We start from the raw sequence: 11,543 nt of genomic DNA, 5'->3' as shown, positions 1-11,543 counted from the left end.
GTAGAACTCTTACCTAAATAAGTTTTGGTTAGCCACAGAGTCCACAGAGCCCTTTGAGAAAATCTCTTTTTTCTCTGAGCGCTCTGTGGCGAAAAGACTTTCGCAAGAGGTCTGGTAAAAGAAGCGCATTTCTTGTTGTCTCCAAAGCCCACCCGAATTGTAAATGTAGCGGTTGCTTGTGGAGCATTCGCAAAAGGAGGCTGTGATGGACAAGGAACAAAAGAAAAGTTTGGCTGGCGCGATGCTCGATGTCATCAACGCCGCCCACGTGGTGGAGGGTAAGCCGGCGATAGACGAGAAACAAAAACCTGTGTGGATGGATATTCTGGCGAATGCGCCCGATTATATTTTCATCCACCCCGAGCGGTATTGGGAGATCGAACAATACGTAAAGGAGGCGATCAAACAGAGGGCAAACTAAAACAGATTTTCAGTTTCCGCCATTTGGTTTTTCACAACGAATTTGCTCAAAGGAGTAGATGCCATGTCCAACCAAAATTCCATCTATGCGTTTTTCGCGCGCGCCGAGGATCGGGCAGTCGGCATGATGATCGACACCTCTTCCGAGGAAAAATGGATGAACAGCGTCCGCCGCGCGGTGGGGATCCCGGATGCGGAGATCCATCTCGTTCACGAGGGCGAATGGAATGCGCCCATCGTGAAATCTGTAGACCAAAACCCAAACACCTTCATCAAAGGGATTCAGGATTACTTTCTCTCCCAGAAACTTCCTCTCATGTCGAAGGCGGATTTCTCGCGGGAGCATTTGGGAGACCTGAAAAGCGCCGTGACCGGGTTGGTGGTTGCGCTGATCAAGCATCCCAATTGACAGCGCTGTAGAGAATTCCCAGGAAAGGAGCGTTCGATGAACGCGTATCAAACGGAGAATGTCAAGGGCAGGCTGGCGATCATCGAGATCAAGTGTCCGCTCTGTGATGAGACTACGCGGGCGACTCTGCCCGACAACCCATACGAGAGGGACGCCGAGCCTGAAATCGAATGTGAGGCGTGTGGAGGCGTCTTTAAATTCACCGATGGGCTTTTGTATCGCCCAATTGGTTACGCCAACTGAGCTGAGCGCGCCCAATTTGTACAGTAGGAATTGCGCAGTTGAACTTGTTTCGCCGTAGCGGCGCTTCAGCCGACCGCGTAAATCCTATAGAGGTAAGAATGAACAAGAAGCAAAAGGAAGAACGAGCATTGCAATGGATCGATGAGATCAATGTCCACCATGAGATCATCGAGGGCAGGGTGATCGTGGACGATCAGTGGAAGGATGTGTGGCTCAAAGTGCTTACCGAAGCCCCTGAGAAAATCTTCGCGCAACCCGGTTTCTACGAGGTGGTTGAGTTATACGCGTGGAAAGAGATCGTGAAGCAGAATCTTGGGCCCGACAACCAAGCCGCGTTTAATCATCTCACTCGCATGCTTGCAACCCTCGCAGGAGGATTGCCTGAATTCGCCCGTTGAACATGGAACAAGAAAGGAGTTTCTCATGATCACAAATTGGCAAGTGGTCGTTGGTTCGCCCCATACCGTTCAAGTCAGCCAGGCCATGTCTGGGGAGGTTGTCACCACGGTGGATCACCGGGAAATCTTGCGCCGGACTCTGCCGCGCGGCGAGGATATGGACTTCCCCTTCAAGATCGATGGCAAACCATGCTCGCTTCATATTTTGTATCAACTGGAGCGGTTCGGCGGCATGGCAACCATGGAAACCTGGCGCCATGAACTGCTGGTGGATGGCGTGAAGCAATACCCTGAGAAGAGCTAGATTTTTCTGAACCTAAGGGTTCGTAAAAAAATAAATTTCCTGTTGGTAATGCAGTTGCATGGCATCCCGCTTGCAGTGCAACTGCGCGCGAACAAACATACGGAACGTTGTTAATGTACCGACCCTAAGGGGGCAATCTTTTCTTATGTGGACGGTCTTCTGGAGCTAGGGGTTGTGCAATCTATTTTCAACAAACCTTGTGAACAGTATTCCCAACACCGCCCCTCCCGCAATCGCGGATACGAGCAGACTCACCGTCGTCACTTTGGACATGGCGAAGGGAACCGCGCTTCCCACATAGATTCCAAATTGATTGAAAACTACCATCGTCAGCAGGAGGGCGAGCGTTGACGTGAAACTTGTTGAGAGAGCCATCGTCAACGCGGCTTTGAGGTGGCGGAGCAGGAGTCCGTACGCAATGCCGACGCAGAATGTTGCGCTGAAAACGATTCCGCACATGGTGAGGGCGTAGAGGAGTGGAATTGGCATCCTATCGGCGAACCAGCCGTCCATGTTGGAGAGAGGCGAGAACCACGCCAGGATGAATCCGAGGGCGGTGGCGAGTCCGATCTTCCACCAGGCGCGGAATCCGCTGATTCGCCCGAGTGAAAAACTCCAGCCGAGCGAGCAGAGCGTTAACGCGAAAATCTTGTTGATGCCGTGGGCTTGGAGGAGGGCGATCAATGAGTCCACTGTTGCAGACGGGTTCGCTTCGCGGAAAAGAATCAGCCAAAGCAACAGCCCGGCGGGGAAGCCGAGAAATAGCGCGGCGGCGAGGGCGCTTTGCATTGCAACGCGGCGGGTGTTGAGGGGTTGTACTGATGTAGAGTTTTGGGTCATGGGTGTGCGATTCTTTTATCATACACCGGAGGGTGGTCAGTCGTTCCAACACCAGGCAAAAGGAGACGGCAATGGCTAAGAAAGCGACATCAAAAAACGAGAACGGACAGGAGCCGGAGATCGACGTCATCCTCATCGTGAAAGGCGCCGGCGAACAGGCGGAGGACGATCACCTGAACATCTTTCTACGCGGATTTTGGCCCGCGATCAAGGCGCTGGATAAAAATGCGACGCTGACACAGTTGACCTCCGGGTTCGAAGATTATTTACCCTCGCCTCATAATACGGATGGGAAATCGCACAAACATGTGACGGAGATCCGCGCCCGTCACCGGTTCGAGGAAAAGGTTGGAACAGGAATCCAGGAGCGGCAGACCAGCAGGCGTCTTTGGTTGAAGGAGTCTTATTGGGAAGCCGAAACCCTGCCTTCCGGCGCGCTTGGGAATCTCTCGCGGGAATGGCGCATGGCGTCGTTTGTGTTTGCGAACATGCTCCGCAACGCCGTATTCACACGGAATACGAAATGGCTAAAAGATCAACGGACCAATCAAAACTTTGCCTTTCAGCGCGGCAAGACGCCCGGCACACGGGCTTGGGATTACTTCGGTTATTACTTTTCCTATTTCTTGATGTTTGTGCTGGTTCTTTTGCCGTTCATTAAGATTCTGCCTACGGTGACGTGGTTCAACGAAGCGTTGAAGAACATCCTGGCTGATGAGATCTTCAACCTGCCGGGGTTCAACGGGCTGATCTTCGTGATCTTTACCGGGGCGGTCTGGGCGATTGCGCCGGCGCTCGAACATTCTGTCATGAGTTACCAGTATGCCAAATATCGGAGGTTGAAAAGCCTGCCCGTGCTTCCCAATTGGGTACTGCTTGCTTTGATCTTTTTCCTCGTGAGCGAACCGCTGGCTTACCTGCGCTTTGTCTTGGTTTTGCTTGGGCTTCAAACCTCCCTCGTGGTTGCGCGCGGACTTTTATGGGGGTTCCGAGCCTACGCCAATAGCGATGTGGATATCGCCGATTATTATTCTTATGAGGAAGACGGCCGGAAACTTGTGGGCAAGGTCGACGAGGTATTCCTGACCCGCCTGTTCTTTACCCCACTGATCTATCGTTACTTGATCTTTATGACGCTCCCCATTGGGTTCATTGGCGCCCTGCTGGTGAGCCTGTTGAAATGGACAAAATTTCTGGGCGGCATTGGCGCCTCGCTCGATAAGGCGCTCAACGTGATGTTGGTGGGATACATGGACGATGTGGTGAATTACGCGATGGACCCGGCGCAATCGAACCGGGTGAGAAGCGCGGTGATCAACGATATCGTCTATTTTTACAACAAGCCGGGCGTCAAACGTATCCATGTGGTGGCGCACTCGCAAGGCACGCCGATCACGTACGAAGCGTTGTTCCATTACCTCGATAAACAATACCAGGACAAAATCTTCACCTATACAACCATCGGCAGTGTCCTCAGTTACTATCATCATGCGCGGGGCGTGCTTGATCCTGTGTATTACGAGCGTTTCCCGGTCTCTGTGTCGACGGAGCAGAATTTCCCGAAGGGGTTCAAGTGGTTGAATTTCTGGAATTTCTCAGACCCGATCACCGAATTTTATGGACTGGATGAGTACACCTACTTTGAAAAGGCGCCTCCATTGGATACAAAATTCGCGCGAGGCATAGCCAGCCCAACCAATATACGGACGAAAACATCCCTCGAGAATCACGGAGAGTATTGGAACAATCTTGAGAAATTCGCAACCCCGCTCGCGAAACGAACGCTGGGAGAATTGCGACCCATGGAATGGAACCCGGATCTAGGCGAGAAAGGGGGCAGGTCCACCGGCAAGGGGGCGGATACAAGAAAGAAAGCGGAAGATACCGAGCCCACCGGGTGGCAACGCTACCGCCATCACCTTGCCGTCGTGGCTCTATGGCTAATCCTTCTCGTTGGGGCGTTCTTCGCAGTCCGCTGGCTGATCGACATCCCTGTTGTTCACCTGGTGTCCGATTATTTCATACGATTACATAAAAACGCGTTGGATGTTTTTCGTTTCTACATTCCCTCGAATGGCTCTGCCGCGCCAAAACAACTCGACGCCTTATGGTCCCAGATCCTCGATGGAGCTCTCATTCTCATTGGGATGTGGTTATTTGTCGATTGGGTCAGTCAACTGGGGAGAACCGCAAGTTTGACATTTAAAAAATAGACTCTCTACCTTCCCTTTCCTTTTTATCGCGAAAGGCGCGCAGAACGCCAGGTTCTTAAAGGGTTTCGGCTCTACCGTTTTTAACGGGAAACCTTTTTTTCAAACACAAAGGACACGACGGTCACAAAGGAAAACCCAAGGAATCTAGGCTCTGTTTTTGCCTTTGTGTCGCTTCGACGAACTCAGCGCAAGACTTTGTGCCCTTCGTGGTGAAGCTCTTTCCCGTTAATTACGGGAGACCCAGGGTTTCTTTGTGTTCGTGGCGGGCTTCTCGGTTCATTTTTGTTCTTATTTGTTCTCAGGAGACTTAGGGTTTGTAAAAATATAAATTCCCTGTTGGGGATGCAGTTGCACTGCATCCCGCTCGCAGTGCAACTGCGCGCGAACAAAAACACGGGAAGTTATTAATTTACAGACCCTTAGGGTAATCGTATTTGAAAATCTCGAGGCTCAAAACACGGTGTTTTGCCTTCGAATCTACTAATCCTTCGACAGGCTCAGGACAAGTCTTCGCCAATCTGCGCGAATTTTCCGAGAAAGGTTAGCGTGAATTCGTGAGGAGTAGCGGATAAAAAATCCAAATGCGATTGCCCTATCAGGAGACTGGTTTCCCGCCAGTCTCTTTTTAGTTTTGCGGTATCATTGTGCCCGCACAGGAAGGGCTCCATGAATTACAAGATCATCGACGGAAAGAAACTCGCGCAAGTCGTAAAAGACGACGTGCGCGAACGAGTGCTAAAACTCAAAGAATTAGGCTGGACGCCGCGCCTCGTCTCGATCGATGTGGGCGACAGCGCGGCGGTCTCGCTCTACATCAAGAACCAGCAGAAAGCGGCGGAAAAGGTCGGTATCGAATTCGAGCACCGCCATTATCCCGGGAACATCACCCAGCGCGAAATGGGCGCGGCGATCCACGCGTTTAACGCCGACCCTCGCGTGACCGGCATCATCCTCCAGCGCCCGGTGCCGGACACGCTCGACCTCGAGGAATTGGAAAACACCATTCATCACAGCAAGGATGTGGAGGGGATGAGTTCGCTCAATATTGGCAATATCGTCTATGGCGATTCCTCGCTCGGACCGTGCACCTCGCTCGCTTCGGTGGAACTGCTCAAATCTACGGGGTTGAACTTGCGCGGGCTGGAAGTGGTGGTAGTTGGGCATTCGGAGATCGTAGGCAAGCCGGTGGCGTTGTTGCTCGTGGAAGACCTGTGCACGGTGACGATCTGCCATCACGGCACGCGCAACCTCTCGTATCACACGCGGCAAGCAGACGCGTTGATCGTGGCGGTTGGCAAGCCGGGGCTGATCACGGCGAACATGGTCAAGCCTGGCGCGGCGGTAATCGATATCGGCATCAATCAGGTGGATGTCACCCTGTCCGATGGCGCGCGCGGCACGAAAGTTGTGGGCGATGTGGATTTTGAAACTGTGAAGGAAGTGGCGGGGTGGATCACCCCGGTGCCCGGCGGCGTGGGTCCGATGACGGTGGCGATGTTATTGCGGAACACAGTGGTTGCCACAGAACGCCAGCGCAAAAGGTACGAAGAGTTGGTGCGCGCATGAGCGTCGTTCAAATTGCGCGCATGGACTCGACCACGCCGGTGACAGTGTTCCGCTTGCTCGAACGCGTGTCGCTCGATAATTTCGCCGAACTGGAAGCCATCACCAAAGACGCGCACGCCAATGGGACGCGGAACCTTGTGTTCGACTTGGGCGCGCAAGAATCGCTCTCCAGCATTGGGGTTCGCGCCATTGTGGTGATGCATAAGATTCTTGCCAAAGATGGGGGCAACCCGTTGAAACTGGCGGGCGTGGCTGGGGGCATACGCGAGGTGTTGAACATTTCAGGCATCACCACATTCATCGATATCTTCGATACCGTCGATGACGCAGTGAGCTCGTTTCAATAGACCTCTTGCGAAAACCGTTTTTGCCACAGAGAGCACAGAATAAAGATTTTGTGGCGCGGCAACTTTTGTAAAGTCATTTCAACAGATCAACCAGCTGATCCAGCGACAATTCAGCCAGCGAACCGACGACCAGATCGGCGCCTTCGAGCGAGAGGCGTGAGGTGACGTGGTTGGGCGCCGCCACGACGAAGATGCCGGCGCGATTGGCGGCTTTGATTCCGTTGGGGGAATCTTCGAAGACCACCGCTTCGTTTTTCTGGACTTGAAGTTGATTCAGCGCCGTGAGAAATAGATCGGGGTTCGGCTTGGTGCGTCCCGCGCCCACATCGTCTGCGGCGATGACGGCATCGAACAGGTCGAAGATGCCGAGGCGTTTGGCGTGCGTATCCACCCACTCGTGATGTGAGCTGGAGGCGATGGCAAGCTTCCATTGGCGGGCTTTTGCGTTATGGATGATTTCGATCACGCCTGGCAGGATGGACTGCGCGTGAACCATGGCAAGGCTTTCCACGCTGTGACGGGCGCGTAGGGAAACCGGATCAAGCCGCCCCTGCGAAAGACGCGAGAGAGTATCCGCCGCGTCGAAATCCAGGAGTCCGTTTCCGCCGATGATTTTGCCCCAGTCGTCGTGAGGAAAGTCGAATCCGTTTTCTTCGTAGATGGTTTTCCAAACGATGTATTCGGGGGTTTCGGTGTCGAGGATGAGTCCGTCGAAGTCGAAGATCAGGGCGTTGAGCATGAAGGGGATTATACTCAGGGCAGGCTTGTATCACAAAGGAGAAACCAACATGGACGATCTATATTACGGCGAGTATATTGGGCTCGATACGATCTTGAACAGCCAGCATCCGCGCAGTTTTGACAGGGTGGAAGACGGCAACGATGAGATGTTGTTCATCATCATCCATCAGGCATATGAATTGTGGTTTAAGCAGGTGATCTTCGAGTTGGATCGGGTGCGGCGCATTTTCATGGGAGGCAATATCAACGATAATGCGGGCGAGATGGGCGCGGCAACGAGCAAGTTGAAGCGCGTGGTGAAAATTTTGGAGTTGGTTAATCAACAGGTGGGCGTGCTGGAGACGATGACCGCGCTCGACTTTTTGGAATTCAGGAATTATCTATTGCCCGCTTCGGGGTTTCAGTCGAAACAGTTCCGTTTGATCGAGGTGAAACTGGGGTTGAAAATGGAGGAGCGGCATAAGCGCGAGTATTACAAGCACACGCGGCGCGGAAGTCTATCGGAAGCCGATATGCTGGATGTGACGCGCGCGGAGGGCGAGCCGACGTTAAAGGGGCTGGTGGTCTCCTGGTTGGAGCGGATGCCGTTCTTCGAGGAGCAGTATTGGGCGGAGTATATTTCCACCAGCGGGGCGGGCGCGGATAAGTTCTGGTCCGATTACCGCGAGGCGTACCGCGAGAGTCTGTCGGCGGGGGAGGGCGGGAGGTTTGCGGAGTTCGAGAAAGTTTTATTCGCCGAGGGGCGCGGCGATCTGACGCCGAAGGCATTGCAGGCGGCATTGTTCATCACGTTGTACCGCGAAATGCCGATTTTTCAGTATCCATTTGAGTTGTTGAACACGCTCTCGGAGATCGACGAGTTATTGTCGAATTGGCGGTACCGCCATTTTTCGATGGTGCGGCGGATGATCGGCATCCGCGCGGGGACGGGCGGCACCAGCGGGGCGGGCTACCTCGAAGGGACGTTGAGCCAGCATTACGCTTTCCGTGAGATCACAGAACTTGCGACATTCTTGATCGAACGTAGTAAGTTGCCAAAGTTACCTGAAGCGTTGAAAGAGAAGGTGAGTTTTCAAGCGTAGGTTGCGGGGTTAGGTCAATTCTGCTTGGATGATTTTGTCGAGCGACGCCACCTTTTCACCCGCTCGACGATTCTCTCCTCCCGTAATTCTGCGCACACTTTCTTCAAGCTTGATCGAGCTCCCTGCCACTCCAAATCGTTGAGCGATTCTTTGAGCGGCACATCCAGCCGAAGCGTGGACAATTCTCTGAACAGCAACGCGTCCTTGTAATTCTGCTGGAGATTTTCGCTCAGAGTCGTCGCGCGCCCCAGACTGAACGGAAGTTTCTTCGGGTCTTTGGGAATCGACTCGATATGCTTGTACTTCGCCAGCACCGCAGACGTGGACGCCGCGCCCCAGCCTTTGATGCCAGGGTAGCCATCGGCAGAGTCGCCAACTAGCGCAAGATAATCGGGAATTGATTCTGGCTTCACGCCAAATTTTTCAACCACGCCTTTTTCATCCAAAGTAATCTCGCGGCGGCGATCCCAGCAGACCACTTTCTTGCCATCCACCATTTGAGTCAAATCTTTGTCCACCGAACAGATGATGATTTGCTCCACAGATTTTTCTTTTTTGAATTTTGTCACAGCCGTCGCAATCGCATCGTCCGCTTCAAACTTGACCATTGACCAAACAGGCACACCCAACGCGGCGACCGCTTTTTCAGCGATCTCAAATTGATTCAAGATGATCGGGTCAACGCCTTCGCTGGATTTGTAGCCCGCATACATCTTGTTGCGAAATGACTCGATCACATGGTCAAACGCCACAGCGACGTGGGTCACGCCTTCAGTTTGGAGCAACATCAACAAACTGCGGACGAGTCCCAGCGTTGCGCCTACTTCTTGTCCGCTCAAAGATTTTTTTGGTGGTGCACCAAAATGTGCCCGAAATAATTCGTATGTGCCGTCAATCAAATGAATTTTCATGTGATGTTCCTTTACAACTAGAAAACGCCGATTCGCTTTGGATTGTATCAGCGAAATCAGCGTTCAAAATTGAAATGTCGCTCTGATTAGAGCAAAGAGTCTCTGAGACTACTTCTTCACAGGCTCGTAATGCAAAACCAAAACACCTGTGCTGAATTGTTTCACTTCCAAAAGTTTCATGGCGGTTTGGTCAATGTTTTCAAAGAGACGCTGTCCTGTTCCAACTGCCACAGGGTAAGCCATCACTCGAAATTCATCAATCAAGCCATGTTTGAGCAGTGTGCGCGTCAATTCGCCGCTTCCGTATTGCAAAATATAACCACCCGATCCCTGCTTCAAATCGGCAATTGATTTTGTGACATCACCCTTGATTAGGTTTGAATTCCAAGTGAGCGGTTCTTTCAAGGTCCGTGAAGCGACATATTTCGGCAGGCTGTTCATTCGATCTGCAAAATCGTCAACGCCAGCGCGCGCGGGCCATGCCGATACAAAGCCTTCGTAGGTCACTCGCCCCATCACCAACGTATCGGTTGCAAAAAGTTGTTCGCGCGCATAAGCCAAAAACTCATCGTTGACATAATCGAACGCCCAATTGTGCGCGTTGCCGATCACGCTGTCCATGCTTGCTTGTGTGGATACAATTAATTTTCTCATTTCAAATCTCCTTGTTCTTTGATGCCCCCATCGTATCTCCGCTCGAAAAAGTTGTCTTGAATAAAAACGACAACTTCCGTAGGTCACGCTTTGAGCGTGACTGTCACGTTATAAACGTGACCTACGGTTATTTGGATTTAACCACCTCAGACGGAGTCTGCCCCGCGAACAATTTCAACGAGCGAGTCAGATGCGGCTGATCGGAATAGCCCGCTTCAAACACCACGTCGACGATTGGTTTGCCCGCCTGCAACATGGTCAACGCCCGACGCGCCCGCTCGATCTGCTGGAATGTCTTGTGAGTCAAACCCGTCACATGCAGAAAACGCCGCTGTAAACTGCGAACAGACAGACCCTGAGTCGCGCCGCGCAGAACGTCATCCACCACCTGGTCGCGATTCAACAAATCCTGCCGCACAAGATGGGTCACGAACGTATCCGCATTTTCAAAGTTGGGAATTTCATACACGCCGCCCATGACCGTGAACGCGCTGCGCGTGGACTGCGGCAGGTGAATCGATTCGTTGACAAGATTTTGTTTCGGCAGATGCGGCATGAACACACTGCGTTTGAAAATGATCCCGAAATATTCGGCATGACCATTTGGGATTTGCGCCCGCGACGCCTTCGCTTCGGGTCCGCGGATGCTCAAGGTGTATTTGCCCAGATGTTTTGTGATGACCATCTCCCAGCGGCTCTCGGCTGTGGACATGAACGATTCGTCGTTGCCGATTGTTTCCGTGTGCCACACGGCTTCAACCAACGGCGAGTCTGATGGGCGGATTTTGAAATCGAAGGACATGGTTGTTTGCATGTCACTCTAAGCGATAGCGAAGAGTCTCTTGCACGATCATCTGAGACTCTTCGGTCGCAACCAACGCTCCCTCAGAGTGACAGGTTATATATGTTATTTCTTCTTCGCCGAATTCAACGCCACCGCCTCACGGATCAACTCTTTCAACGCGGCTTCGTCTATTTTTGAATTTTCGGTCAGGTCAATGCCGCGCGAACCTTTCGCTTCCAGACCAGCGTTGAACAATTTCTTCGGGTCTTTCAGCGACGCGCCTTTGAAGAAATTCAATTTGACGTGATCTTTGAAAATCCCAGCCGCCACCACATTTCCTTTGGAGACAAATACGGCGGTGCCCCACTTCCAATCTTCCGTAAGATCGGAAGTGGCGGAAAGGATCAGTTTTCTCATACGCGCCAGCAGTTTGCCGCGCCAGTCACTGCCTAGCTCTTTGATCTGTCTGTCAATCTCTTGGGATGGAGTTAAGCTTGTCATAACTAATCTCCTTAATTCGTCTTACGTTTTTTGCCGCGGAGTCACAGAGACGCTGAGAAATCCTATAATTTTTTCTCTCTGTGACTCCGCTCGCTTACGCAGTCTGTGGCTAGACTGCGTAACATCAATC

General features: G+C 52.3%; 15 protein-coding genes. 9 read left to right on the top strand and 6 right to left on the bottom strand.

Annotated features, from left to right (window positions below; genetic code table 11):
* Positions 1-205 precede the first annotated feature (205 nt).
* The 5 genes from IPM31_02730 to IPM31_02710 all read left to right on the top strand — a co-directional run bounded on the left by IPM31_02730 (position 206) and on the right by IPM31_02710 (position 1,774).
* The gene (locus tag IPM31_02730) at positions 206-421 is read left to right on the top strand and encodes a hypothetical protein (GenBank protein ID MBK9005888.1); all 216 of its coding nucleotides are present in this window, start codon (positions 206-208) and stop codon (positions 419-421) included.
* Between the two features lie 63 nt (positions 422-484).
* Positions 485-829, top strand: coding sequence for a hypothetical protein (locus IPM31_02725; GenBank protein MBK9005887.1), 345 nt, complete (start codon positions 485-487; stop codon positions 827-829).
* Positions 830-865: 36 nt separating this feature from the next.
* The gene (locus IPM31_02720; GenBank protein MBK9005886.1) at positions 866-1,072 is read left to right on the top strand and encodes a hypothetical protein; all 207 of its coding nucleotides are present in this window, start codon (positions 866-868) and stop codon (positions 1,070-1,072) included.
* Between the two features lie 98 nt (positions 1,073-1,170).
* Positions 1,171-1,470, top strand: a complete 300-nt coding sequence (locus IPM31_02715) for a hypothetical protein (GenBank protein ID MBK9005885.1) — start codon at positions 1,171-1,173, stop codon at positions 1,468-1,470.
* A 25-nt stretch (positions 1,471-1,495) separates the two neighbouring features.
* Positions 1,496-1,774: a hypothetical protein gene (locus IPM31_02710; GenBank protein MBK9005884.1), complete on the top strand. Its 279-nt coding sequence runs from the start codon at positions 1,496-1,498 to the stop codon at positions 1,772-1,774.
* A gap of 165 nt (positions 1,775-1,939) precedes the next feature.
* On the opposite strand, the gene IPM31_02705 is transcribed toward IPM31_02710, so the two are convergent.
* Positions 1,940-2,614, bottom strand: coding sequence for a hypothetical protein (locus IPM31_02705; GenBank protein ID MBK9005883.1), 675 nt, complete (start codon positions 2,612-2,614; stop codon positions 1,940-1,942).
* A 71-nt stretch (positions 2,615-2,685) separates the two neighbouring features.
* On the opposite strand from IPM31_02705, the gene IPM31_02700 reads away from it, so the two are divergent.
* From IPM31_02700 to IPM31_02690, 3 genes are all read left to right on the top strand, one after another.
* On the top strand, positions 2,686-4,827 hold the full coding sequence (locus IPM31_02700; protein MBK9005882.1) for an alpha/beta hydrolase: 2,142 nt from the start codon (positions 2,686-2,688) through the stop codon (positions 4,825-4,827).
* 666 nt (positions 4,828-5,493) lie between these two features.
* Positions 5,494-6,393 carry a bifunctional 5,10-methylenetetrahydrofolate dehydrogenase/5,10-methenyltetrahydrofolate cyclohydrolase gene (locus IPM31_02695; protein ID MBK9005881.1) on the top strand — a complete coding sequence of 300 codons (900 nt, stop codon included), beginning with the start codon at positions 5,494-5,496 and terminating at the stop codon, positions 6,391-6,393.
* Complete coding sequence (locus IPM31_02690; GenBank protein ID MBK9005880.1) at positions 6,390-6,740, top strand: STAS domain-containing protein; 351 nt, start codon at positions 6,390-6,392, stop codon at positions 6,738-6,740. The genes IPM31_02695 and IPM31_02690 overlap by 4 nt, the downstream gene beginning before the upstream one ends.
* Positions 6,741-6,813: 73 nt before the next feature.
* On the opposite strand, the gene IPM31_02685 is transcribed toward IPM31_02690, so the two are convergent.
* Positions 6,814-7,479 (bottom strand): HAD family phosphatase, encoded by a 666-nt coding sequence (locus tag IPM31_02685; GenBank protein MBK9005879.1) that lies wholly within the window; start codon positions 7,477-7,479, stop codon positions 6,814-6,816.
* Between the two features lie 49 nt (positions 7,480-7,528).
* Between IPM31_02685 and IPM31_02680 the strand changes: the two genes are divergently transcribed.
* Positions 7,529-8,563 (top strand): tryptophan 2,3-dioxygenase, encoded by a 1,035-nt coding sequence (locus IPM31_02680; GenBank protein MBK9005878.1) that lies wholly within the window; start codon positions 7,529-7,531, stop codon positions 8,561-8,563.
* A 14-nt stretch (positions 8,564-8,577) separates the two neighbouring features.
* Here IPM31_02680 and IPM31_02675 read toward each other — a convergent pair whose 3' ends face one another.
* From IPM31_02675 to IPM31_02660, 4 genes are all read right to left on the bottom strand, one after another.
* Entirely contained in the window at positions 8,578-9,474 is an 897-nt protein-coding gene (locus tag IPM31_02675; GenBank protein ID MBK9005877.1) for a flap endonuclease, read from the bottom strand.
* Positions 9,475-9,582: 108 nt separating this feature from the next.
* The gene (locus tag IPM31_02670) at positions 9,583-10,128 is read right to left on the bottom strand and encodes a dihydrofolate reductase (GenBank protein MBK9005876.1); all 546 of its coding nucleotides are present in this window, start codon (positions 10,126-10,128) and stop codon (positions 9,583-9,585) included.
* 127 nt (positions 10,129-10,255) lie between these two features.
* Positions 10,256-10,930 carry an AraC family transcriptional regulator gene (locus IPM31_02665; GenBank protein MBK9005875.1) on the bottom strand — a complete coding sequence of 225 codons (675 nt, stop codon included), beginning with the start codon at positions 10,928-10,930 and terminating at the stop codon, positions 10,256-10,258.
* 105 nt (positions 10,931-11,035) lie between these two features.
* The gene (locus tag IPM31_02660) at positions 11,036-11,413 is read right to left on the bottom strand and encodes a DUF1801 domain-containing protein (GenBank protein MBK9005874.1); all 378 of its coding nucleotides are present in this window, start codon (positions 11,411-11,413) and stop codon (positions 11,036-11,038) included.
* Between the last annotated feature and the right edge of the window lie 130 nt (positions 11,414-11,543).

This window comes from Candidatus Defluviilinea gracilis (genome assembly GCA_016716235.1).
GTDB lineage: Bacteria > Chloroflexota > Anaerolineae > Anaerolineales > Villigracilaceae > Defluviilinea > Defluviilinea gracilis.
Note: the sequence above shows the minus strand (reverse complement) of the source record. Positions and strands in the feature narration are given on the sequence as shown.